This window comes from Streptomyces sp. NPDC012637 (assembly GCF_042954805.1).
Taxonomy (GTDB): domain Bacteria; phylum Actinomycetota; class Actinomycetes; order Streptomycetales; family Streptomycetaceae; genus Streptomyces.
The window spans coordinates 22978-47267 of the sequence record NZ_JBIBDS010000008.1; the positions used below are offsets into that span (position 1 = coordinate 22978).

General features: G+C 72.8%; 21 protein-coding genes. 5 read left to right on the top strand and 16 right to left on the bottom strand.

Annotated features, from left to right (window positions below; genetic code table 11):
• The first annotated feature begins 148 nt into the window (after positions 1–148).
• Complete coding sequence (locus tag ACFY8W_RS28600) at positions 149–1498, top strand: MFS transporter (protein ID WP_391111161.1); 1350 nt, start codon at positions 149–151, stop codon at positions 1496–1498.
• An 85-nt stretch (positions 1499–1583) separates the two neighbouring features.
• Here ACFY8W_RS28600 and ACFY8W_RS28605 read toward each other — a convergent pair whose 3' ends face one another.
• The 7 genes from ACFY8W_RS28605 to hrcA form a co-directional block, all read right to left on the bottom strand.
• Positions 1584–2588 carry an adenosine deaminase gene (locus tag ACFY8W_RS28605; protein ID WP_391111164.1) on the bottom strand — a complete coding sequence of 335 codons (1005 nt, stop codon included), beginning with the start codon at positions 2586–2588 and terminating at the stop codon, positions 1584–1586.
• 24 nt (positions 2589–2612) lie between these two features.
• Positions 2613–3515, bottom strand: coding sequence for a ribonuclease Z (locus ACFY8W_RS28610; protein ID WP_391111166.1), 903 nt, complete (start codon positions 3513–3515; stop codon positions 2613–2615).
• A gap of 30 nt (positions 3516–3545) precedes the next feature.
• Complete coding sequence (locus ACFY8W_RS28615) at positions 3546–3905, bottom strand: HIT domain-containing protein (RefSeq protein WP_391112192.1); 360 nt, start codon at positions 3903–3905, stop codon at positions 3546–3548.
• A 295-nt stretch (positions 3906–4200) separates the two neighbouring features.
• Positions 4201–4944, bottom strand: coding sequence for a 16S rRNA (uracil(1498)-N(3))-methyltransferase (locus ACFY8W_RS28620; RefSeq protein ID WP_391111169.1), 744 nt, complete (start codon positions 4942–4944; stop codon positions 4201–4203).
• Positions 4941–6020: a nitronate monooxygenase gene (locus tag ACFY8W_RS28625; RefSeq protein WP_391111172.1), complete on the bottom strand. Its 1080-nt coding sequence runs from the start codon at positions 6018–6020 to the stop codon at positions 4941–4943. The genes ACFY8W_RS28620 and ACFY8W_RS28625 overlap by 4 nt, the downstream gene beginning before the upstream one ends.
• Positions 6021–6317: 297 nt before the next feature.
• Positions 6318–7454: a molecular chaperone DnaJ gene (gene dnaJ / locus ACFY8W_RS28630; RefSeq protein ID WP_391111174.1), complete on the bottom strand. Its 1137-nt coding sequence runs from the start codon at positions 7452–7454 to the stop codon at positions 6318–6320.
• A complete protein-coding gene (hrcA, locus tag ACFY8W_RS28635) occupies positions 7455–8474 on the bottom strand; it encodes a heat-inducible transcriptional repressor HrcA (protein ID WP_391111177.1) in 1020 nt (339 codons plus the stop codon).
• Positions 8475–8621: 147 nt separating this feature from the next.
• On the opposite strand from hrcA, the gene ACFY8W_RS28640 reads away from it, so the two are divergent.
• Positions 8622–9344, top strand: coding sequence for an MBL fold metallo-hydrolase (locus ACFY8W_RS28640; protein ID WP_391111180.1), 723 nt, complete (start codon positions 8622–8624; stop codon positions 9342–9344).
• Positions 9345–9428: 84 nt separating this feature from the next.
• Complete coding sequence (locus ACFY8W_RS28645) at positions 9429–10232, top strand: DUF3097 family protein (RefSeq protein WP_391111183.1); 804 nt, start codon at positions 9429–9431, stop codon at positions 10230–10232.
• A 72-nt stretch (positions 10233–10304) separates the two neighbouring features.
• Here the strand turns inward: ACFY8W_RS28645 and hemW are convergent, their stop codons facing one another.
• The 3 genes from hemW to lepA all read right to left on the bottom strand — a co-directional run bounded on the left by hemW (position 10305) and on the right by lepA (position 15554).
• Positions 10305–11537, bottom strand: coding sequence for a radical SAM family heme chaperone HemW (gene hemW, locus ACFY8W_RS28650; RefSeq protein ID WP_391111186.1), 1233 nt, complete (start codon positions 11535–11537; stop codon positions 10305–10307).
• 76 nt (positions 11538–11613) lie between these two features.
• Positions 11614–13491, bottom strand: coding sequence for an AMP-binding protein (locus ACFY8W_RS28655; RefSeq protein WP_391111189.1), 1878 nt, complete (start codon positions 13489–13491; stop codon positions 11614–11616).
• A gap of 191 nt (positions 13492–13682) precedes the next feature.
• Positions 13683–15554, bottom strand: a complete 1872-nt coding sequence (lepA, locus tag ACFY8W_RS28660) for a translation elongation factor 4 (protein ID WP_391111191.1) — start codon at positions 15552–15554, stop codon at positions 13683–13685.
• A 185-nt stretch (positions 15555–15739) separates the two neighbouring features.
• On the opposite strand from lepA, the gene rpsT reads away from it, so the two are divergent.
• Complete coding sequence (gene rpsT / locus ACFY8W_RS28665) at positions 15740–16006, top strand: 30S ribosomal protein S20 (RefSeq protein WP_030211082.1); 267 nt, start codon at positions 15740–15742, stop codon at positions 16004–16006.
• A gap of 357 nt (positions 16007–16363) precedes the next feature.
• Here rpsT and holA read toward each other — a convergent pair whose 3' ends face one another.
• Entirely contained in the window at positions 16364–17353 is a 990-nt protein-coding gene (gene holA / locus ACFY8W_RS28670) for a DNA polymerase III subunit delta (protein ID WP_391111193.1), read from the bottom strand.
• Between the two features lie 55 nt (positions 17354–17408).
• Between holA and ACFY8W_RS28675 the strand changes: the two genes are divergently transcribed.
• Complete coding sequence (locus tag ACFY8W_RS28675) at positions 17409–17654, top strand: hypothetical protein (RefSeq protein WP_391111195.1); 246 nt, start codon at positions 17409–17411, stop codon at positions 17652–17654.
• A 122-nt stretch (positions 17655–17776) separates the two neighbouring features.
• Here ACFY8W_RS28675 and ACFY8W_RS28680 read toward each other — a convergent pair whose 3' ends face one another.
• The 5 genes from ACFY8W_RS28680 to ACFY8W_RS28700 all read right to left on the bottom strand — a co-directional run bounded on the left by ACFY8W_RS28680 (position 17777) and on the right by ACFY8W_RS28700 (position 24229).
• A complete protein-coding gene (locus tag ACFY8W_RS28680) occupies positions 17777–18667 on the bottom strand; it encodes a YceI family protein (RefSeq protein ID WP_391112195.1) in 891 nt (296 codons plus the stop codon).
• Between the two features lie 142 nt (positions 18668–18809).
• On the bottom strand, positions 18810–20069 hold the full coding sequence (locus ACFY8W_RS28685) for an MFS transporter (protein ID WP_391111198.1): 1260 nt from the start codon (positions 20067–20069) through the stop codon (positions 18810–18812).
• A gap of 5 nt (positions 20070–20074) precedes the next feature.
• Positions 20075–20671: a helix-turn-helix domain-containing protein gene (locus ACFY8W_RS28690; protein ID WP_391111201.1), complete on the bottom strand. Its 597-nt coding sequence runs from the start codon at positions 20669–20671 to the stop codon at positions 20075–20077.
• A gap of 55 nt (positions 20672–20726) precedes the next feature.
• Complete coding sequence (locus ACFY8W_RS28695; RefSeq protein WP_391111203.1) at positions 20727–23474, bottom strand: ComEC/Rec2 family competence protein; 2748 nt, start codon at positions 23472–23474, stop codon at positions 20727–20729.
• Positions 23471–24229: a helix-hairpin-helix domain-containing protein gene (locus tag ACFY8W_RS28700; protein WP_391111205.1), complete on the bottom strand. Its 759-nt coding sequence runs from the start codon at positions 24227–24229 to the stop codon at positions 23471–23473. The genes ACFY8W_RS28695 and ACFY8W_RS28700 overlap by 4 nt, the downstream gene beginning before the upstream one ends.
• Positions 24230–24290 lie beyond the last annotated feature (61 nt).

Consider the following 24290-nt stretch of genomic DNA (forward strand, 5'->3'; position numbering starts at 1 on the left):
CCGATCGTGACCCATATCACAGACCGAATCGGGGGATTCAGCGGGATAACACCTTCTCCGCCCACTCGGATGCTTGATACACATGGTGCCGCGACCCCGTGGATCACCGGGCGCCGTCTCATTTCCCCGTTCAGTTCCTGGAACGCCCATGCCGTCGCGCCGCCCGCGTGCCCTGGGGGCGCTCGTCGCTCTCGTCGCCCTGTTCACGGCCGGTTACGTCGCCCCGTACCTGCTGCCGACGGTCGTCGGACGGCTGTCCGCGGGCCTCGGCCTCAGTCCGGCCGGAGCCGGACTGATCGGCTCGATCCTGCTCCTCGGCTCGGCCTCGGCGGGCTTCACGCTCGCCGCCCGCGTCGAACGGATCGGCCCCCGCCGAGCCGCCCGCCTCGGCCTCGCCCTGATGACCCTCGGCTACGGCACGGCCGCGACGACGGACCTCGTGCCCCTGGTCGTGGCGGGCGCGACCGTCGGCGGCTTCGGCTCCGGCACGGCGACGGCGGTGGCCGCGGCGGGCATCGCGGGCCGCCCGGACCCGCACCGCGCCTCGGCCCTGGGCCTGCTGTCGGTCTCGGCGACGGCCGGAGCGCTCTACCTGACCCTGCCGCACCTGGGCGGCGGCCACGCCCTGCCGTTCGCGGCGATCGCGGCCGTGGCGGTCGTGGTGGCCCCGTCGACGGCGTGGCTGCCGGGCGGCACGGGGGCCGCGGACCGCGGGCGGGCCGCCGCCGCCGACGCACCGCACCACGGGCCGCTCCCCCACCGCCGCGCCGGCACCGTCCTCGCGGTCGCCATCCTGTGCTGGTCCATGGCGCAGAACGCGTTGTGGGGCGTCAGCGGACGGATCGGGCTGACGCAGGCCGGTCTCTCCGAGGTCGCGCTCGGGATGGTGTTCGCCGTGGCGCTCGGCGCCGGGCTGCTCGGCGTCATCGGGGCGGGCGCCCTGGGCGCACGGCTCGGCCGGGCGGTGCCGATCGGCGTGGGCACGGCGCTGATCGCGGGCTGCGTGCTGCTGAGCTCGGCCGCCGAGGGCCCGGTGTCCTTCGCGACCGGCGAGATCGCGTGGAACGCGGTCTACCCGGTCGTGCTCTCCTACCTCCTCGGCCTCGCCGCCTCGCTCGACCCGCGCGGCCGCTGGGCCGTCCTGGTCGGCTCGGCCTCCTCGCTGGGCGTGGCCTGCGGCCCCGTCGTCGGAAGCGTCCTGTCGGAGGCGGCCGGCTACCCGGGCATGGGCGCGGTGCTCTGCGCCCTGCTCCTCCTGGTCGCCGTGCCCATGACGGCCGTCGCCCGCCACGCCTCCGGCCGACCGCTGGTCCCCGGCTCCGTCCGCCGCCGCGGCGGCGCGCCCGCCGCGGTCCTCGCCGCGACGACCCCGCCGAGCGCCCTGGTGCCGCAGATGGGCGCCCCGGAACAGGAGATCGCCCCGATCCCCGTTCCCACCGCCCGCCGCCGCGCGGCGAAGTCGGCCTTCCGCCTGGCCCGGCCGACGGACCGCGGGTAGGGACGCGCGTGCCGGGCGTCGCGGCGCCGGCAAGCTCCGGAGGGCACGCCCCAGGGCCGCGGGACCGCGTCGCGCCCGGCCCCCGTCACGCCCCGCCGGCGCCGAACTCGTACGCCTCGACCTCCGTCAGGTACCGCTCCCGACGCGCCTCGTCGTCCTCCAGGAACGAGGCCAGGAACGAGTTCCGGGCGAGCGTCCTCAGGTCCTCCGGGCCGAGCCCCAACGCCTCGCGCACCGCGTCGAAGTTGTCGCCCGCGTAACCGCCGAAGTACGCCGGATCGTCGGAGTTGACCGTCGCCACGAGACCGGCCTCCAGCATCGACCGCAGCGGGTGCGCCTCGAGGACGTCGACCGCCCGCAGCCGGACGTTCGACAGCGGGCACAGCGTCAGCGGCACCCGTTCGCGGACCAGGCGCTCGACGAGCGACGGGTCCTCCAGGCAGCGCAGGCCGTGGTCGACGCGCTCCACGCCCAGCATGTCGAGCGCCTCGCGGACGTACTCCGCCGGCCCCTCCTCGCCCGCGTGGGCGACCCGCCGCAGCCCGAGCCGCGCGGCCTCCTCGTACACCGCGCGGAACTTCGCCGGCGGATGCCCGACCTCCGCGGAGTCCAGGCCGACCCCGGTGATCCGGCCGAGATACGGCTTCGCGGCCTCCAGCGTCGCCATCGCCGACTCGGCCGGCTCGTCGCGCAGGAAGCACATGATGAGCCGGGTGGAGATCCCGTGCCGCTCCTCCGCGCGGTCGAGCGCCGCGCCGAGCCCCTCCACGACCACGCCCATCGGGACGCCCCGCGCGATGTGCGCCTGCGGGTCGAAGAAGATCTCGGCGTGCCGTACGCCCTGCTCCGCCGCCCGCGCCAGATACGCGTCGGCGAGGTCCGTGAAGTCGTCCGCGGTGCGCAGCACCGCCATCAGGCTGTAGTACAGGTCCAGGAAGGACTGCAGGTCGCTGAAGCGGTACGCCTCGCGCAGCGCCGCCGTGTCGGCGTACGGCAGTGTCACGCCGTTGCGCCCGGCGAGCGCGAACGCCAGCTCGGGTTCGAGGGTGCCTTCGATGTGGAGGTGCAGTTCGGCCTTGGGTACGGGCATGGTTCCGTCTTCTCGGTACGGGGGCTATCTCTTCGGTACGGGGACCCTCATCAGGTCCTGCGCGATGCTCAGTTCCCCCTCGAACCCGGCCGCCCGCGCCTGCCGCTCGAACTCCTCCGGGTCGGCGTACCGCTGCGAGAAGTGCGTCAGGACGAGGTGCCGCACTCCCGCTTCCCGGGCCACCGCCGCGGCCTGGCCCGCCGTCAGATGACCGTGGTCCACGGCGAGCTGCACGTCCTCGTCGAGGAAGGTCGACTCGATGACGAGCATGTCCGCGCCCTCGGCGAGCGCGTGGACCCCCTCGCACAGCCGGGTGTCCATGACGAACGCGAACCGCTGCCCGCGCCGCACCTCGCTGACGTCCTCCAGCGTGACGCCGTCCAGGACGCCCTCCCGCTGGAGCCGGCCCACGTCGGGGCCCGCGATGCCGTGCGCGGCCAGCCGCTCGGGCAGGATGCGGCGCCCGTCCGGCTCGGTCAGCCGGTAGCCGTACGACTCCACGGGATGGGAGAGCCGGCGCGCGTCGAGCGTGAACGTGCCGGTGACGGCCAGCGGCCCGTCGGCGGCCACCGGCGCCTGGGTCAGCTCCACCGTCTCGCGGTACGCCGTGGCGTACCGCAGCCGCTCGAAGAAGCGCTGCCCGCTCGCCGGATAGTGCGCGGTGACCTGGTGCGGCACCTGGTCGAGGTTGATCCGCTGGATCACCCCGGCCAGGCCGAGCGAGTGGTCGCCGTGGAAGTGCGTGATGCAGATCCGGTTCAGGTCGTGCGCGGCGACCCCGGCCCTGAGCATCTGCCGCTGGGTGCCCTCACCGGGGTCGAAGAGGATGCCGTGGCCGTCCCAGCGCAGCAGGTAGCCGTTGTGGTTGCGGTGCCGGGTCGGGACCTGGCTGGCCGTGCCGAGGACGACCAGTTCGCGTACGGACAAGGGTTCTGACTCCGTCCGGTCCGTCCGGGGTTATCCGGGCGGCCAGTTGAGGCCCCGGCCGCCGAGGACGTGCGCGTGGGCGTGGAAGACGGTCTGCCCGGCGCCCGCCCCGGTGTTGAACACGATCCGGAAGCCACTGCCGTCGACCTTCTCCTGCGCCGCGACCTCGCCGGCCTCACGCAGTATGTCGGCGGCGACGGACGGCGCGGCGGCGGCGAGCGAGGCGGCGTCCGGGTAGTGCAGGCGCGGGATGACCAGGACGTGGGTCGGCGCCTGCGGGTTGATGTCGCGGAACGCGAGGGTCGTCTCCGTCTCGCGCACGATCGTCGCCGGGACCTCTCCCTCCGCGATCTTGCAGAACAGGCAGTCGCTCTGCGGCTCTCCGGCCATGGCCCGGGCCTCCTCGCCTCCGTCGATCATCAGTACACGCGCATGCTATCGGTGCGGTCGGACACTGCTCACGACCAGCGCCCCGCCGGCGTCGGACCCGTCTGACCGCCGGCGTCGGACCGGCATCCCACCGACGTCAGACCGGCCTCCGACCCGGCTCGGAGCAGCGCCCCGCCGGCGTGGGACCGGCGTCGGACCGGCGCTCCGACGTCGGACCGGCGTCCGGCCCGGCTCGGACCGGTGTCCCACCGACGCCCGACCGGCGTCGGACCGGAGTCCGGGCGGCCGGTGCCGCTCACGACCAGCGACCGGTCCGTCCGAGGACGAGCGCCGCGGCCGCCGTACCCGCCGTGGAGGTGCGCAGGACGCTCGGCCCGAGGCGGTACGGCCTGGCGCCGGCCTCCTCGAACAGCGCCAACTCCTCCGGCGAAACGCCGCCTTCGGGCCCGACGACGAGGACGATCGAGCCCTGCGCGGGCAGTTCGGCGGTCGCCAGGGCGGCGCTCGGGTGGTCGCGGTCCTCGTGCAGGACGGCGGCGAAGTCGGCCTCGGCGAGGAACGCGGCGACCTGCTTGCCCGTCATGAGTTCCGCGACCTCGGGAAAGCGGGTGCGGCGCGACTGCTTGCCCGCCTCGCGGGCGGTCGCCCGCCACTTCGCGAGGGCCTTCAGACCACGGTCGCCCTTCCACTGGGTGATGCAGCGCGACGCGGCCCACGGCACGATCGCGTCGACGCCCGTCTCCGTCATGGTCTCGACGGCCAGCTCGCCGCGGTCGCCCTTGGGGAGGGCCTGGACGACGGTGACACGGGGCGCGGGCTCGGGCTCCTCGTGGACGGCGGTGACCTCGACCGTCAGCTGGTCCTTGCCCTCGGCGGCGGCGACCACGCACTCGGCCCAGCCGCCCCGCCCGTCGGTGAGCACCAGCTCCTCCCCGGCGCGCAGCCGCTTCACGGACACGGCGTGCCGGCCCTCGGGCCCGTCGAGGAGGAAGCCTCCGGGGGCGGGGACGGTGTCGACGACGAAGACGGGTGCGGTCATGACTGGTTCCTCTGGACGAGATCGTTGAGCGCGGTGCCGAGCTCGGCGGCCAGCACCTCGACGAGCCGGCCGGCCGGCAGCTCGCGGGCGAGACGGTGGCCCTGCCCGGCCCACAGGGCCATGCCCTGCGGGTCCCCGGCGGTCGCGGCGGCCTTGCGCAGCGGGGCGGTGAGGTGGTGGACCTCGGGGTAGGCGGCGGGGGCGTACGGCCCGTGCTCGCGCAGGAAACGGTTCACCAGACCGCGCGCGGGCCGACCGGAGAACGCCCGGGTGAGCTCGGTGTGGGTGAACAGCGGGTCGGTCAAGGCCCGCTTGTGCAGCGGATGCGCACCCGACTCGGGACAGACCAGGAACGCGGTGCCGAGCTGGGCGGCGTCGGCGCCCGCCGCGAGGACGGCGGCGATCTGCCGGCCGCGCATGATCCCGCCGGTCGCGACGACCGGCAGCCGGACGTGCTCGCGGACGTCGGCGAGCAGCGCGAGCAGCCCACGGCCGCCGCCGGCGTCGCCGGGCAGGTCGTCGCGGTGCGTGCCCTGGTGGCCGCCCGCCTCGACGCCCTGCACGCAGATCGCGCCCGCGCCGGCGCGCTCGGCGGTCCGGGCCTCCTCGACGGAGGTGACGGTGACGATCGTGAACGTACCGACCCGGGCGAAGGCGTCGAGCGCGTCCCGGTCGGGGCAGCCGAAGGTGAAGGAGACGACCGGCACGGGGTCGTCGAGCAGGATCGCCAGCTTGGCGTCGTAGGCGTCGTCCCGGCCCTGTTCGGGATCGCCGAGCCCGGTCTCGTACCAGTTGGACTCGCCGGCCAGCTGATGGCTGTAGACCTCGACGGCGGCCCGGTCCGGGGGCAGGCCGCCCGGCGGCATGAAGAGGTTGACCCCGAAGGGCTGCGCGGTGAGTCCGCGGACCTGCTTGATCTCCTGGTAGAGCCCGCCGGCGGTCTTGTACCCGCCGGCCAGGAACCCGAGCGCCCCGGCCTCGCACACGGCACCGACGAGCTCGGGACAGGAGGCGCCACCCGCCATGGGGGCCTGCACGATCGGAAGACGCGAGAGATCGTTCAGTGCGGTGGACATGCAGGCATCGTGCCATGCCGCGAGGGCGGGGCCGAAACACGAAGGGCGCCCCGCACAAGGTGCGGGACGCCCTTCGTTCACGTACTCGGCTCAGCGCCCGTCGAACGTGTCCTACAAGCGCGAGAACAGCCCCTGCCGCCCCGGCGGACCGTGCCGGCCCGGGGACAACCCCCCGGAACCCCCGGCAGACCGCCTAACGCCCGTTGAACGCGTCCTTCAAGCGCGAGAACAGCCCCTGCTGCCCCGGCTGACTGTGCCAGCCCGGGGGACAACCCCCCGGAACCCCCGGCAGACCGCCTAACGCCCGTTGAACGCGTCCTTCAAGCGCGAGAACAGCCCCTGCTGCCCCGGCTGGAACTGGCCCTGCGGGCGCTCCTCGCCGCGGAGCTTCGACAGCTCCCGCAGCAGGCGCTCCTGCTCCGGGTCGAGCTTCGTCGGGGTCTGGACCTCGACGTGGACGATCAGGTCGCCGCGGCCGTTGCCACGGAGGTGGGTGACGCCGCGGCCGTGCAGCGGGATCGACTGGCCGGACTGGGTGCCCGGACGGATGTCGACGTCCTCCAGACCGTCGAGGGTCTGGAGCTGCACCTTCGTGCCGAGGGCGGCCGCCGTCATCGGGAGGGTCACCGTGCAGTGCAGGTCGTCGCCGCGCCGCTGGAAGACCTCGTGCGGGGTCTCGTGGATCTCCACGTACAGGTCGCCGGCCGGGCCGCCGCCCGGGCCGACCTCGCCCTCGCCGGCCAGCTGGATCCGGGTGCCGTTGTCGACGCCGGCCGGGATCTTGACCGTGAGCGTGCGACGGGACCGGACCCGGCCGTCGCCCGCGCACTCGGGGCACGGGGTCGGGACGACGGTGCCGAAGCCCTGGCACTGCGGGCAGGGGCGGGAGGTCATGACCTGGCCCAGGAAGGACCGGGTGACCTGGGAGACCTCACCACGGCCGCGGCACATGTCACAGGTCTGCGCGGAGGTGCCGGGCGCGGCGCCCTCTCCGGAGCAGGTGGTGCAGACGACGGCCGTGTCGACCTGGATGTCCTTGGTGGTGCCGAAGGCGGCCTCTTCGAGGCTGATCTCCAGGCGGATCATCGCGTCCTGGCCGCGCCGGGTGCGCGAGCGCGGGCCGCGCTGGGACGCCGTACCGAAGAAGGCGTCCATGATGTCCGAGAAGTTGCCGAAGCCGCCCGCGCCGAAGCCACCGGCCCCGCCGCCGCCGGACGAGGAGAGCGGGTCGCCGCCGAGGTCGTAGACCTGCTTCTTCTGCGGGTCCGACAACACCTCGTACGCGGCGTTGATCTCCTTGAACCGCTCCTGCGTCTTCGGGTCCGGGTTCACGTCCGGGTGAAGCTCGCGGGCGAGGCGGCGGAAGGCCTTCTTGATCTCGTCCTGGGACGCGTCTCGGCGTACGCCGAGTACGGCGTAGTAGTCCGTGGCCACTTACGACTCCGCCAGGATCTGTCCGACGTAACGTGCCACTGCGCGTACCGCTCCCATCGTTCCGGGGTAGTCCATGCGGGTCGGTCCGACCACGCCGAGTTTTGCGACTGCCTCGCCGCCGGAACCGTAGCCGACCGAGACGACGGACGTGGAGGTCAGGCCTTCGTGGCCGTTCTCGTGCCCGATGCGTACGGTCATGCCCGATTCCTTGGCCTCGCCGAGCAGCTTGAGGAGCACCACGTGCTCCTCGAGAGCCTCCAGGACGGGCCTGATCGTGAGGGGGAAGTCGTGTCCGAAGCGGGTCAGATTGGCGGTACCGCCGATCATGAGCCGCTCCTCCTGCTCCTCCACGAGGGTTTCGAGCAGGGTCGCGAGCACGGTCGAGACCGTGCCGCGGTCCTCCATGTCCTCGAAGGACTCGGGCAGGTCCTGCACCAGCTGCGGCACGTCCGCGAAGCGGCGGCCGACGACGCGGCTGTTGAGCCGGGCCCGGAGATCGGCGAGGGAGATCTCGCCGAAGGGCGCCGGGCAGTCGATGACCCGCTGCTCGACCCGGCCGGTGTCGGTGATCAGCACCAGCATCAGCCGGGCGGGCGCCAGCGACAGCAGTTCCACGTGCCGGACCGTCGAACGGGTCAGCGAGGGGTACTGCACGACGGCGACCTGCCGGGTCAGCTGCGCGAGCAGCCGGACCGTGCGGCCGACGACGTCGTCGAGGTCGACGGCTCCGTCGAGGAAGTTGTGGATCGCCCGCCGCTCGGGCGTCGACAGGGGCTTGACTCCGGCCAGCCGGTCGACGAAGAGCCGGTAGCCCTTGTCGGTGGGGATGCGTCCGGCGCTGGTGTGGGGCTGGGCGATGTAGCCCTCCTCCTCGAGGACCGCCATGTCGTTGCGGACGGTGGCGGGCGAGACACCCAGCTTGTGCCGCTCGGTGAGCGCCTTCGAGCCGACCGGCTCCTCCGTCCCGACGTAGTCCTGGACGATGGCGCGCAGCACCTCGAGCCTGCGTTCGCTGAGCATCGTGCGCACCTCCAGCTGTCGATCCGGTTCCGGTTGCTCCGGATTTGGCACTCGCCCTGTTCGAGTGCCAGGAATCCCCCGGCCAGTGTACGGCGGCCCACGTCGCTCCTGGCAAGGAGGCGGGCTCGGAGCGGTTAGCGTCACGCCATGGACATCGACTGGGAAGCGTACGGGTGGGAGCGGCTCGGGGACGGCGTGGGGAGGTGCCGGCTGGAGGGCTGGGACGCCACGTCGGGCCTGGTCATCGGGCGGGACGCGGTCCTGCTGTACGACACGGGCGCCACGCTCGCGCAGGGCACCGAACTGCGGTCGCAGGTGTCGGCTCTCACGGGCGGCCGGAGGGTGACGCATGTCGCACTGAGTCACCCGCATTTCGACCACGTGCTGGGCACGGCGGTCTTCGCGGGCGCCGAGGTCTTCGGGGCGGTGGGCATGGACACGCTGCTGCCACGGGACCGCGAGGCGCTGCGCACGGACGCGGTACGGCAGGGGGTGGACGAGCGGGCCGCGGCGGAGGCCGCCGAGGTCCTGGTGGCCCCGCGGCACACCGTGACCGGCGAGTGGACCCTCGACCTGGGCGGCCGCCAGGTCCTCCTCGCGAACGTCGGCCCGGGCCACTCGGGTCACGACCTGGCCCTGCTCGTGACCGGGGAGCGCGAGATCGTCTTCTGCGGCGACCTGGTGGAGGAGTCGGGCGAGCCCCAGGCGGGCCCGGACGCGATCCCGTCCCGATGGCCGGCCGCCCTCGACCGCCTGCTGTCCCTCGGCGGCGAGGACGCGGTGTACGTGCCGGGCCACGGCGCGGTGGTCGACGCGGACTTCGTCCGACGCCAGCGGGAGGAACTGGCACGCCGCTTCGACGTGTCGTAGCGTCGCCCGAATGCGCGGTCACCAAACGGATCTGACACCGTTTCGACTGCGCTGCCGCCGCCCTCACCGGACAGAATCGAGCCCATGCGGAGCTACAACCCCGACCTGACACCGCCGTGGAAGCGTCCGGCGGCCGTGCCGGAGGTCCCGGCGGACCGTGACCTGGTGGTCGAGGAGGTCACGACGGGCTTCTGCGGCGCGGTGATCCGCTGCGAGGCGGGCACGGTGACCCTGGAGGACCGCTTCGGCAAGCACCGCGTCTTCCCGATGGAGCCGCGCGGCTTCCTCCTGGAGGGCCGGACGGTCACCCTGGTCCGCCCCTCCCGCCCGGCGCCGGCGCGCCCCACCCGTACGGCCTCCGGGTCGATCGCCGTCCCGGGCGCCCGGGCCCGGGTCGCCCGGGCGGGCCGCATCTACGTGGAGGGCCGGCACGACGCGGAACTGGTGGAGCGGGTCTGGGGCGACGACCTGCGCATCGAGGGCGTGGTGGTGGAGTACCTGGAGGGCATCGACGACCTCCCTGCGATCGTGGCCGAGTTCGCCCCGGCCCCGGACGCCCGGCTGGGCGTCCTGGTCGACCACCTGGTGACGGGCTCCAAGGAGTCCCGTATCGCCGCCCAGGTCTCCTCGCCGGACGTCCTGATCGTCGGCCACCCCTACATCGACGTCTGGGAGGCGGTGAAGCCCGCCTCGGTCGGCATCCGCGCCTGGCCGACGGTCCCCCGCGGCCAGGACTGGAAGACCGGCGTCTGCCGCGCCCTCGGCTGGCCCGAGAACACCGGCGCGGCCTGGCAGCACATCCTGTCGAGGGTCCACTCCTACAAGGACCTGGAGCCGGAACTCCTGGGCCGCGTGGAAGAACTGATCGACTTCGTCACAGCTCCATAAGGGGTGCGTCGCCTCGACTCCCCACCACAGACGGCCCGAGCGTGACGCCGCCGGGTCTCCGTCAGGCGCGGACTAGTCCACCAGGTCCCGCACCACCGCGTCGGCCAGCAGCCGGCCACGGAGGGTCAGGACCGCCTGGCCCTCGGCGTAGGGGCCAGGGGCGAGGAGCCCGTCGTCCAGCGCCCTCCGGGAGGCGGCCAGGCCCGCGGGCCTGAGCAGGTCCAGAGGGCACCCCTCCCGCAGCCGCAGCTCCAGGAGGACCCGCTCCACCCGCCGGTCCTCGTCCGACAGGACCTCCCGCCCGGCTCCCGGCGACTTGCCGGCGCCCAGGGCCGCCGCGTACGCGCCGGGGTGCTTGACGTTCCACCAGCGGACCCCGCCCACGTGGCTGTGCGCGCCGGGACCGGCGCCCCACCAGTCGGCGCCGCGCCAGTACAGCTCGTTGTGGAGGCAGCGGCCGGCCTCCGAGGTGGCCCAGTTGGACACCTCGTACCACTCGAAGCCCGCCCCGGACAGCACCTCCTCCGCCATCAGGTACCGGTCGGCGTGGACGTCGTCGTCGGTCATGGGTATCTCGCCGCGACGGATGCGCCGGGCCAGCTGGGTGCCCTCCTCCACGATCAGCGCGTAGGCGCTGACGTGGTCGGGTCCGGCGCCGAGCGCCGCCTCCAGCGACGCCCGCCAGTCGTCGTCGGACTCGCCGGGCGTGCCGTAGATCAAATCCAGGTTGACGTGCTCGAAGCCCGCCGCCCGCGCCTCCGCGACGCACGCCTCGGGGCGCCCCGGGGTGTGGCTGCGGTCGAGGATCTTCAGCACGTGCTGCCGGGCGCTCTGCATGCCGAACGAGATCCGGTTGAAGCCGCCGGCCCGCAGCTCCTCCAGATACGCGGGTCCGACGGACTCCGGGTTCGCCTCGGTCGTCACCTCGGCGTCGTCCGCGAGCCCGAACTCGTCCCGGATGACCGACAGCATCGACACCAGGTCCGCCGCGTCGAGCAGCGTGGGCGTGCCGCCGCCGACGAAGACGGTCCGCACCGGCCGCGGGTCGTCGCCGAGCACCTTGCGGGCGAGCCGTATCTCCTCCGCGACCTGCCCCGCGTAGTTCTCCCGGGACGCGAGCACGCCTCCGGCACCGCGCAGCTCGCTCGCGGTGTAGGTGTTGAAGTCGCAGTAACCGCACCGGGTGGCGCAGTACGGCACGTGCAGATAGAACCCGAGCGGACGCTCCCCGGCCCCTTGCAGGGCGCTCGCGGGCAGCGCTCCGTCCTCGGGCATGGGTTCACCATCGGGCAGTACGGAAGGCATGAAGCCATTGTCCCGTACTGCCCGACGGACCCGCCCAGCCTGTGGAAAACTCCGCGCCGGGCGCGGAATCCGCAGGTCAGGCCTCCCGCGCGCCCTCGTACATCTCGTCGATCAGGTGCTGGTAGGTCCGCTCGACGACCGGCCGCTTCATCTTCAGGCTCGGCGTGAGCTCGCCGTGCTCGACGTCGAGGTCGCGCGGCAGGAGGCGGAACTTCTTGATGGTCTGCCAGCGCTGCAGGCCCTCGTTGAGGCGGGCGACGTAGCCCTCGACGAGCTTCTCGGTCTGCGGGGCGGCGACGACCTCGGCGTAGGACTTGCCGGCGAGGCCGTGCTCGGCGGCCCAGCCGAGGATGGACGGCTCGTCGAGGGCGATGAGCGCGGAGCAGTAGTTCCGGTCGGCGCCGAGGACCACGATGTTCGAGACGAACGGGCAGACGGCCTTGAACTGGCCCTCGATCTCCGTCGGGGCGATGTACTTGCCGCCGGAGGTCTTGAACAGGTCCTTCTTGCGGTCGGTGATCCGCAGGTAGCCGTCGGCGGACAGCTCGCCGATGTCGCCGGTGTGGAACCAGCCGTCGGACTCCAGGACCTCGGCGGTCTTCTCCGGGAGGCCGTGGTAGCCCTCCATGATGCCGGGGCTGCGCAGCAGGATCTCGCCGTCGTCGGCGATGCGGACCTCGGTGCCGGGCAGCGGCTTGCCGACGGTGCCGGTGCGGTAGGCCTCGCCCGGGTTGACGAAGGAGGCGGCGGAGGACTCCGTCAGGCCGTAGCCCTCCAGGATGTGGATGCCGGCGCCGGAGAAGAAGTAGCCGATCTCGGGAGCGAGGGCGACGGAGCCGGAGACGGCGGCGCGCAGCCGGCCGCCGAAGGCCTCACGGAGCTTCTTGTAGACGAGCGCGTCGGCGACCTTGTGCTTGGCGGTGAGGCCGAAGGGCGCGGAGGCGGTGCCGGTGCGGCGGAAGTTGTCCTGGGTGACCTTGGCGTACTCGCGGGCGACGTCGGCCGCCCACTGGAAGATCTTGTACTTCGCGCCGCCGCCCTCGCGGGCCTTGGCGGCCACGCCGTTGTAGACCTTCTCGAAGATGCGGGGGACGGCGGCCATGTAGGTGGGCTGCACGACCGGCAGATTGACGATGATCTTGTCGATGCGGCCGTCGACGGCGGTGACGTGACCGACCTCGATCTGCCCGGAGGTGAGCACCTTGCCGAAGACGTGGGCGAGCGGCAGCCACAGGTACTGGACGTCGTCCTGGGTGACGAGGCCGGTGGCGGCGATGGCCTTGGCCATGTACGACCAGCTGTCGTGCCGCAGTCGCACGCCCTTGGGGCGGCCGGTGGTGCCCGAGGTGTAGATGAGGGTGGCGAGCTGGTCGGAGGTGATCGCGGCGACGCGCTCCTTGACGACCTCGGGGTGCTTGTCCAGGTAGGCCTTGCCCCGCGCCTCCAGGTCGGCGAGCGAGAGCACCCATTCGTCGGAGGTGTCGGCGCCCTCCGCGTCGATGACCACGACGTGGTGGAGGTTCGGGAGCTCGGCGCGGCGCTCGACGGCCTTGGCGAGCTGTTCGGCGTTCTCCGCGATGAGCACGCGCGAGGCGGAGTCGGACAGGATGAAGGCCGACTCCTCGGCGTTGGTCTGCGGGTACACCGTGGTGACGGCGGCGCCGGCGCACATGACGCCGAGGTCGGCGAGGATCCACTCGACCCGGGTCGCGGAGGCGAGGGCGACCCGCTCCTCGGGCTCGACACCGAGGTCGATGAGTCCGGCGGCGATGGCGTGGACCCGCTCGGCGGCCTGCGCCCAGCTGAGCGACTTCCAGTCGTCGGGACCCTGGCCGGCGGCGGCGGGTACCGGATAGCGGTAGGCCTCGGCGTCCGGGGTCCGCTCGACGCGCTCAAGGAAGAGCGCCGCCACGGACGGCGGCCGGTTCTCGATCAGGGTCTGTGTGTCGCTCACGACGTCCTCCGGGCGGCGGCGGTGCGGTCAGGCGGGGCGTAACTAACTGGCGAGTAACCTTCGAGCGGCTTCAGAGTAGAGCGCCGGAGTCTGGCGCGTAAGGGCTTGCATATAACGAACGGGTCTGCACGCCGGCGGCGCACAGACCCGTTCGGTGTACATGTGAATGTACGGGGCAGCTATCGGGGAGACTACTTCTTGGCCTTGCCGCCCGCCGCGTCGTCGCTCGACAGGACGGCGATGAAGGCCTCCTGCGGCACCTCCACCGAACCGACCATCTTCATCCGCTTCTTGCCTTCCTTCTGCTTCTCCAGCAGCTTCCGCTTACGGGAGATGTCACCGCCGTAGCACTTGGCGAGGACGTCCTTGCGGATGGCGCGGATGGTCTCGCGGGCGATGACCCGGGAGCCGATGGCGGCCTGGATGGGCACCTCGAAGGCCTGCCGCGGGATGAGCTCGCGCAGCTTGGCGACCAGTCGCACACCGTAGGCGTACGCGGCGTCCTTGTGGGTGATCGCCGAGAAGGCGTCCACCTTGTCGCCGTGCAGCAGGATGTCGACCTTGACCAGGCTGGAGGACTGCTCGCCGGTGGGCTCGTAGTCCAGCGAGGCGTAGCCGCGGGTCTTGGACTTCAGCTGGTCGAAGAAGTCGAAGACGATCTCGGCCAGCGGGAGGGTGTAGCGGATCTCGACCCGGTCCTCGGAGAGGTAGTCCATGCCGAGGAGGGTGCCTCGCCGGTTCTGGCACAGCTCCATGATCGAGCCGATGAACTCGGTGGGCGCGAGGATCGTGGCGCGCACGACCGGCTCGTACACCTCGTTGATCTTGCCCTCGGGGAACTCGCTCGGGTTGGTGACCGTGTGCTCGCTGCCGTCCTCCATGACCACGCGGTAGACCACGTTGGGGGCGGTGGCGATCAGGTCGAGGCCGAACTCGCGCTCCAGGCGCTCGCGGATCACGTCCAGGTGGAGCAGGCCGAGGAAGCCGACGCGGAAGCCGAAGCCGAGGGCCGCGGAGGTCTCGGGCTCGTAGACCAGCGCGGCGTCGTTGAGCTGGAGCTTGTCGAGCGCGTCGCGCAGCTCGGGGTAGTCCGAGCCGTCCAGCGGGTACAGGCCGGAGAAGACCATCGGCTTCGGGTCCTTGTACCCGCCGAGGGCCTCCTGGGCGCCCTTGCTCTGGGAGGTGATCGTGTCACCGACCTTGGACTGGCGGACGTCCTTCACACCGGTGATCAGGTAGCCCACCTCGCCGACGCCGAGGCCGTCGGCCGGCAGCATTTCGGGCGAGTTGGTGCCGATCTCCAGGAGCTCGTGCGTCGCGCCGGTCGACATCATCTTGATGCGCTCGCGCTTGTTGAGCTTGCCGTCCACGACACGGACGTAGGTGACGACACCGCGGTAGGAGTCGTAGACCGAGTCGAAGATCATCGCGCGGGCGGGGGCGTCGGCGACGCCCACCGGGGCCGGGATGTCCCGGACCGCGCGGTCGAGGAGGGCCTCGACGCCCATGCCCGTCTTCGCGGAGACCTTGAGGACGTCCTCCGGCTGGCAGCCGATGAGGTTGGCCAGCTCCTCGGCGAACTTCTCCGGCTGGGCGGCCGGCAGGTCGATCTTGTTGAGCACCGGGACGATGGTGAGGTCGTTCTCCATCGCCAGGTAGAGGTTGGCCAGGGTCTGCGCCTCGATGCCCTGCGCGGCGTCCACGAGCAGGATCGTGCCCTCGCAGGCGGCGAGCGAACGCGAGACCTCGTAGGTGAAGTCGACGTGCCCGGGGGTGTCGATCATGTTCAGGATGTGCGTGCGCCCCTGCTCCGGCCCCTCGGTCGGAGCCCAGGGCAGACGGACGGCCTGGGACTTGATCGTGATGCCGCGCTCACGCTCGATGTCCATCCGGTCGAGGTACTGGGCGCGCATCTGCCGCTGGTCGACCACACCGGTCAGCTGGAGCATCCGGTCGGCAAGCGTCGACTTGCCGTGGTCGATGTGCGCGATGATGCAGAAATTGCGGATCAGAGCCGGGTCGGTACGGCTCGGCTCGGGCACGTTGGTAGGAGTCGCGGGCACGCAGGGTTCTCGTCTCGGGCGATGTTCAGAACGGATACGTAGGCTCCATCGTCCCATGACCGCGGGACCTCGGTCGGTTTGGGCGGTGTGGAGAGCGGCTGATATCGTGGACGGCTGTGTCTCGTGTGCCCTCTCAGCTGCGCGACACATCCTGAAGAAACATCGAACCTGTAAAGGCTCTTTTCGTGGCGAACATCAAGTCCCAGATCAAGCGGAACAAGACCAACGAGAAGGCGCGCCTTCGCAACAAGGCCGTCAAGTCGTCGCTCAAGACCGCGATCCGCAAGGCCCGCGAGGCTGTCGCCGCCGGCGACCTCGAGAAGGCCACCGTTGCCGCTCGTGCCGCCTCGCGTCAGCTCGACAAGGCTGTCTCGAAGGGTGTCATCCACAAGAACGCCGCCGCCAACAAGAAGTCGGCGCTGGCCACCAAGGTTGCCTCCCTCCAGGGCTGAGCTCTGATGTGACCAGGCCGTACGGGATCCAGCGGGCCCTCTAACCGCTCCCGGCCGGCCACCCCGGCTCCGTACGCGAGACGCGTTCGCCACGCGTGTACGAGCCATCCCGGATGTACGACGAAGGCCCCGCCGCCCTCCTTCCCCAGGAGGCGACGGGGCCTTCGCCGTTGCTCCGGCGGGGCGCTCGGACTAGGCCGTTTCCTTCGGATCAGGGCCGGACAGGCCGCGGCGTCCGGTGCGGTCCATCGCAAGGCGCCGGAGCGTCGCGACAGCGGAGCTGCCGGGGCGCTTCGGCAACGCGGCGAGGTGCCGTGCCGGACGCCGCGGACCCGGCCAAGATCCGGGAGAGACGGCCTAGCCGCGTCGCATGCGGGCCGCGCGGGCGATGGTGACGACCGCCTTCTCCAGGGCGTACTCGGGGTCGTCGCCGCCACCCTTGACGCCCGCGTCGGCCTCGGCGACCGCGCGCAGGGCGAGGGAGACGCCGTCCGGGGTCCAGCCGCGCATCTGCTGGCGGACGCGGTCGATCTTCCAGGGCGGCATGCCCAGCTCGCGGGCGAGGTCGGCGGGGCGGCCGCCGCGGGCCGAGGAGAGCTTGCCGATCGCCCGGACGCCCTGCGCGAGCGCGCTGGTGATCAGGACGGGCGCGACACCGGTTGACAGGGACCAGCGCAGCGCCTCCAGGGCCTCCGCGGCTCGTCCCTCGACGGCGCGGTCCGCGACCGTGAAGGACGAGGCCTCGGCACGGCCCGTGTAGTAGCGCCCGACGACCGCCTCGTCGATGGTGCCGTCGACGTCCGAGGTGAGCTGTGCCACGGCGGAGGCCAGCTCCCGCAGGTCGCTGCCGATCGCGTCGACGAGCGCCTGGCAGGCCTCGGGCGTGGCCGAGCGGCCGAGCGACCGGAACTCCTGCCGCACGAACGTCAGCCGCTCCGCCGGCTTCGTCGTCTTCGGGCAGGCCACCTCCCGCGCTCCCGCCTTGCGGGCCGCGTCGAGGAGTCCCTTGCCCTTGGCGCCGCCCGCGTGCAGCACGACGAGGGTGATCTCCTCGGCCGGCGCCTCGAGGTACGCCTTGATCTCCTTGATCGTCTCCGCCGGCAGGTCCTGCGCGTTCCGCATCACCAGGACCTTGCGCTCGGCGAAGAGCGAGGGGCTGGTCAGCTCGGCGAGCGCGCCGGGCTGGAGCTGCTCGGGAGCGAGGTCGCGCACGTCCGTGTCGGCGTCGGCGGCCCGGGCGGCCGCCACCACCTCGCGCACCGCGCGGTCGAGCAGCAGGTCCTCCTGGCCCACGGCGAGCGTGAGGGGGGCGAGGAGATCGTCGGGGGAAGACTTCTTGGTGGCCATCGCGCTCCAGCATCCCACGCGCCACCGACAGCCGGGCGTCGTCGAGAATGTGCACGTGAGCGATGTGAGACACGTACTGGTCCTGCCCGACCGCGACGCGGCCGAGAAGGTCGCGGAGGAGCTGCCCGACCGCTTCGGCGTCGCCGAGGAGCCCCAGCTGGTCCGGGACGCCCTGGCGGGCGAGGACGACGCCGAGGACGCCCAGTGGCTCGTGGTGGTCGAGGACCCGGAGGGCCGCCTCGACCCGGCAGTGCTCGACGCGCTGGCCGCCGAGTACGACGGCTGGCTGGAAGCCCCGTAGAGCCCGGCTCAGGGGCCGCAGCGCCCCTGAGCCCAGCCGGCCCCAGGCCGCTCCAGGCCGTCTCAGGCCGTCTCAGGCCGTCTCAGGCCGTCTCAGGCCGTCTCAGGCCGTCTCAGGCCGTCTCAGGCCGTCGGCGGGGCCTTGGGAACGATCTGGACGTCCAGGTCGATGGTGATGCTGGAGCCGACCGCCGCGATGCCGCGGGCGAGCAGCGTCTGCCAGGTGAGGGTGAAGTCCTCGCGGTGCAGCTCGGTCGTCGCGCGGCAGGCGCCGCGGGTCTCTCCCTGCAGCCCGTTGCCCAGGCCGAGGTACTGGGTGTCGAGGGTGACCGTACGGCTGACGCCGTGCAGGGTGAGCGCGCCGGTGACGGCCCAGCGGCTGCCGCCCTTGTGGACGAAGCGCTCGCTGTAGAACTCCATCGTCGGGTACGCGCCCACATCGAGGAAGTCGCCGGAACGCAGGTGGTCGTCGCGCATCCGGACCCCGGTGTCGATGGAGGCCGCGTCGATGACGACGTGCATGGCCGAGTGCTCCATGCGCTCGGCGATCCGGACCGCGCCCGCGAAGCTGTTGAACCGGCCGTGGATCCGGGCGAGGCCGATGTGCCGCGCGGTGAAGCCGATCTGGGAGTGCGCGGGATCGATCTCCCAGTCACCCGGCTCGGGCAGGGCCTGCTGGGGCGCGACCTGGAGCCGGACGTCGCCCAGGCCCGCGTGCCCGCTCTCCTCGACGACGGCGTTGCCGTGGTACGGCGTGTAGCCCTCGGCCGTGACCGCCAGCCGGTACTCCCCGGCCGGCACAGTCGCGAGGACGCTGCCATACGGGTCGGTCTCACCGGCGAGGACCTTGCGGCCGACCGTGTCGGAGACCGTGAACTCGGCCTGGCGCAACGGCTCGTCGACGGGATCGAGGACCCGGCAGCTCAGGACACCCGCCGACGCGGGCACCGCGATCCCCGCGAACGGGCCGCCCCGAGAAGCCCCCGCGCCACGCTTGCCGAACAGACCGAACACCTTCACGTACCCCCGGACGAACCGCTCACGTTTCCGTTTCAACGAATACGCATTCGATCACTGATGCGGCGTTGGAGGCAAACAGCGGAAGTGTTACCGAAGGTCCGAATTAAAGATTCCGGTGACGACCGCTTGGTGCCGCTTACACGGGCGCGGCAACTCGCGCCTGCTCCGGCAGCTCCCGGAGGCGCGGCACCGGCGAGGGCAGCAGCCACAGCACCGCGAACAGCGCGCCCACGGTCGCGATCCAGAGGGTGGGCCGCAGCCCCAGCGTGGAGCCGAGCAGCCCGCCTGCCAGCGCACCGACCGGACGGAAACCGTGGTTGAGCGTCCGGTAGGCGCCCATCACCCGCGACCGGACGGCATCGGGTATCCAGGCCATCTGGAGCGATCCGCCGGCGACGTCGGCCATCATCACGCCGACGCAGGACAGGAACTCGGCGAGGAAGAGCAGACCGACGACCAGCGGCAGCGGACCGCTCGCGGCCGGTATCAGGAGCAGGGGAAGGGTGAACCCCAGGAATCCGGTGACGAGCGAAGGACCGATGCCGATCCGCCTGACGACCGCCCCGCTGAACGCCGCCCCGATCAGCCCGCCGACGGCGCCGGCCCCGAGGATCGCGCCCAGCAGGCCCGCGCTCAGGCCGAGCTCGGCGGTCGCGTAGAGGACGAAGAGGGTGCTGAACATGAAGTTGAAGAACTGCACCGTGCCCGAAGCGGCGAACAGCGCACGCATCGAGGGGTCCCGCAGCACCCAGCGCAGCCCTTCGGTGAAGTGCCCCTTCTCGACCGGCGCGGGAGCCGGCTCGGCCGGACGGATCCTGGCCAGGTAACCGGCCGACACCAGATACGTGAGGGCATCGGCCAGCAGTGCGAACGGTGCCGTGAGCACCTGCACCAGGACACCGCCGATGCCCGGCCCGGCCAGCCAGGCCATCGAACGACTGCCGTTGACCAGCGAGTTCGCCTGCACGTACCGCTCGGTGGGCACCAACGCCACGAACAGCGTGGTGTTGCACGCCTCGAACATCACGCTCAGCGCTCCCACCCCGAAGGCGACCGCGTACAGCTGGCCGAGCGTCAGCACGCCGAGCAGATGGGCGACGGGCAGGGTCAACAGCAGGGCCGCCCTGCCGAGGTCGGCCGCGATCATCGCCCACCGGCGGTGGGCCTGGCGGTCGGCCCAGGCCCCGAGCGGCAGGTTGAGCAGCAGCGCGGGCAGCAGCTCGGCCGTCTTGAGCCAGCCCATCTCGGCCGCGTCGGCGCCCAGGACGAGCACGGCGGCGAGCGGCAGCGCCATGAGCGAGATCTGGTCGCCGACGAGCGAGACGGTCTGTCCGGTCCAGTACCGCCGGAAGGACCGCTCGCGCAGCAGCGCGGGTATGCGTGCTGCGATCGCCATGGTGGTCACTCCCCCTCCTCCTCGTCCGGGGTCTCCCGGTCCAGATAGGCGATCCTCAGGACACTGACCGGGCGGGCGCCCTCGGGCCGCCGGGCCGCATTCGTGCCGCGCTCCTCGTAGGGCCGCAGCAGTTCCTCCATCTGCCGCCCGAGACCCGCGAGCTCCTCGGGCGTGAGGTAGAGCAGTGAGTCGCCGTACTGCTCGGCCTCCTGCCACTCCCGGGGCAGGGTGCGCCGGTTCTCCACGGCCCGGAGGACGCGCTGGAAGTAGAGCTGGATGGCGGCCCCGCTCAGCGCGTCCGCCGCCTCGGCCACGGCCGGGTCCTCACTGTGGCCCGGCCATTCGGTGTACTGCGCCGTCGCCTGCCAGGGTTTCTCCCGCCCCTTGCCCCCGGGTGCCTGCTCCACCAGCCCGTACTTGGCGAGTATCCGCAGGTGGTACGAGCAGCTGGCGACGGACTCCCCGGTCAGCGCGGCGGCCCTGGTGGCCGTGAACGGCCCCTTGCTCCGCAACAGTCCCACCAGGGTCATCCGCGTCGGATGGGCGTAGGCGCGTAGGGCCCGGGGGTCGGTGAGCTGGATGCTGCGAGGCTGCTCCGTCATGATGGAAACATAGCTTTAGAAAGACTCCTTTACAACGGTTTCTTTAGATGAGGCCTCAGCCGGTGTCGACCGCGAGCGTGTACGCCATGAGCCCGGCACCCGCACCGCTGACCGCGATCGCCCCGTCCCGGTCCGTGCTCAGCACCCGCGCCCCGCCCGCGCGGAGCGCCCGCACCGTCCGCGACGAGGGATGCCCGTACGGGTTGTCCCGGCCCGCCGACACCAGCGCGAGCCGCGGCCGCACCGCCCGTATCAGCCCCGGGTCCTGATAGGCAGAGCCATGGTGGGCGACCTTGAGCACGTCCACGGGCGGAAGCGCCGGATACGCCCGCAACAGACTCTGCTGGGCCGGAGGCTCGAGGTCCCCGAGCAGCAGCAGACTCACCCCACCGGCAGCCCGCACGAACAACGTGACACTGGCATCGTTGGCCCCGCCCTCCCCCGACTCCTCGAACTTTCCTGAACCCCTGAGCTCCCCGAACTCTCCGGAGCCCGTGAGCTCCCCAGACGCTCCGGAGCCCGTGAGCTCCCCGGCCCCTCCGGAGCCCGTGAGTTCCCCGGACATTCCCGGCTCTCCCGAGTCCCGGGACCCGCCCGGCCGTATGACCTCCCCGACCGCGCCCCACTTCCTGACCTCCCCGGCCGCTCCCAGCCCTCCCGGCTTCCGGGACCCGCCCAGCCCTCTGACCTCCCCGGACGCTCCCGGCTCTCCCGGCTCCTCGGCGTCCGCCCGGCCCGCCGGGCTGCCCCTCGCTCCCGGGCCGGCCCGCGGCCACAGCACCGACCACTCCAGCGGGCCCAGCCTGCGCCGCTCGCCCGCCCCGGCCCGCACCAGCGGGACGCCGGCCGCGCGTGCCGTCCGCCGCACGAACTCGGCCTGCCCCCGTGGCTCTTCGAGCCCGGTCGTCTGGATCGCGCCGACCGACCGCCCCCGCAGAACCCCTGGCAGGCCGGCCACATGGTCCGCGTGGAAATGGGTGAGCACCAGGAGCGGGATCCGACGCACCCCGAGGTCCCGCAGGCACCGGTCCACCGCCGCCGGATCGGGCCCCGCGTCCACCACGACGGCCGTGTCACCGCCGGCCGCGAGCACGGTCGCGTCGCCCTGGCCGACCTGGCACATCGCGAACACCCACCCCGGCGGCGGCCATCCCGACACCAGCCGGACCAGCGGCGGCGGCCGCACCACCGCCAGGAGCAGCAACACCGCGCAGCCCGCCCCGATCCACCGCTGCCGCGGCAGCCGCCGGACGGCCAGGAGCACGAGCCCGGTCAGCAGCGCGAGCAGCAGCCCGCCCCACCAGCCGTCCGGCCACGACGTCTCCGCACCGGGCAGCTCCGCCCCGGTGCGCGCCACCCTGGCGATCCACCGGGCGGGCAGCCCGGCCAGCCAGGCCACCGCCTGTGCCGCTCCCGGCCAGACGGCCGCCAGGGCCAGCGTGAGGAACCCGAGCACCGTGGCCGGGGCCACCGCGGGCTCCGCGAGCAGATTGGCCGGGACCGCGACCAGGCTCACGCGGGCCGCGAAGACCGCGACGACCGGCGCGCACACCGCCTGAGCCGCGAGCGTCGCGGCCAGCGCCTCCGCGATCCTGCCCGGCACCCTCCGCCGCCGCAGCGCCTCGCTCCAGCGCGGGGCGACCGTGAGCAGTGCCCCCGTGGCCAGGACCGACAGCAGGAAGCCGTAACTCCGCGCCAGCCACGGGTCGTACAGCACGAGCACCAGCACCACGGCGGCGAGCGCCGGGATGAGCGAGCGCCGTCGGCCGGTGGCGACCGCGAGCAGGGTGACGAGCCCGCATGCCGCCGCTCGCAGCACGCTCGGATCGGGCCGGCACACCACCACGAACGCCAGCGTCAGCCCTCCCCCGGCGAACGCCGTGGCACGCAGCGGGATACCGAGGCGGGGAGCGAGTCCGCCTCGCTCGGCCAGTTGCGCCGTGCCGGGTCTGCCGATGAGCAGCAGCAGGACGAGTGTGAGGTTGGATCCGGACACAGCCAGAAGGTGCGTCAGATCGGTGGCCTCGAAGGCCTCCTTCAGGTCGGGCTCGACCCTGGAGGTGTCGCCGACCACCAGGCCCGGGAGCAACGCCCGGGCATCGGGCGCGAGATCCTCCGTGGCCCGCCGCAGCCCGGCGCGCAGTCCGCCCGCCGTGCGCTGCAGCGTGCTCGGCGGCCCGGTGACCGGAGGCTCCCCTGAGCCGTCGACCCGCAGCACCGCGGCGAACGCGTCTCCGGAGCGCGCCGGGACGGCGAGCCTGCCCGACACCCGCAGCCGGGTCGACGGCAGCAGCCGCAGCCAGGCCTCGCGCTCCTCCCCCGCCGGTACCACGAGCAGGACCGGCGCCCTGGTCCGGTGCACCGCGCCGTCCCGCTCCTCGACCCGCGTCAGCTCGCCCTCCACGACCACGGACACCGGCGCCGCCCGGCTCCCGCGCACCTTGGGCGGAGTGAGCCTCGGGTCGGAGGTGACCGCCACCTCCGCCACCACTCGGCCGTCGTCCCGGGCGAGCTCGGGCACCGGCCCCCGGTGCAGGTCCGCCGCGTGCAGCCCGGCAGACGTCGCCCCGGCCGCCGCGCACAGCAGCACACCCGCGAAGGCGGTCGCCCGCGGTCCGCGCCGGGCGGCCGGGAGCAGAAGCAGCGCCGCACCCGCGAGACAGAGCAGCACGCCCGCGACCGTCCACCAGCCGGCGACGCCGACCGCGAGCGCCGCCCCGCCCCAGGCGGCGAGGGCCGGCGGCACGAGCCGCAGATCGGCCGGGCCTTCGCCCCAGGGCGCCGGACGGATGTCCTCGCTCACGGCCGGACCAAGGGCTCGAGGTCCGCGAACCTGCGTGCGCCGATCCCGTTGACGTCCCGCAGCTCGGCCACCGACCGGAAACCCCCGTGCTCGACCCGGTGCTCCACGATGTGCCGCGCGAGTACCGGCCCGACACCGGGCAGGGCGTCGAGCTGCTCGACGGTCGCCGCGTTGAGGCTCAGCGGGTTGGCCGGGCTCGGCGGCGCTGGCGCGGCACCCGGAGCGCCCGCAGCGCCCACGACCGCGCCGACGGTCGCGGCGACGGGAAGCCCGACCACGACCTGCTCGCCGTCCAGCAGGACCCGCGCCCGGTTCAGACCCGTCAGATCCGTGCCGGGGCGAATGCCACCCGCCGCGCGCAAGGCGTCCGTGACCCGGGACCCGGCGGGCAGGGTGAACACTCCCGGCCGGCGCACCTTGCCGCCGACGTCGACCACGACGACCCCACCCGCGCTCGCGCTCGCCTCGGCCACCATGGCAGGGCGCGGACCCGACGCCGGTGCCGTCGGCGAAGTCGCCGCCGGGTCCGGGAACGACACCGCCGTCCCGGGCAGCGGCCGGGCCGCGGCGACCACCTCGGGCGCCCTCACCTGCTCCGGCCGCCCGGCCCAGAAGTAGGCCCCCGCGCCACCCGCGGCCACGGCCAGGACCACGGCGAGCGCGGCCAGCGACCGCCGCTCGAGCCCGCACCGCGACTGGACCCACAGCGGCAGCCGGTCGCGCAGCGCGAGCCGGGCCATCTCCCCGCGCCGCACGGGCGGTTCGGGCCCCGCCCGCCCCCGCTCACCCGACGCCGACCCCGTCGGCGGCCCCGAC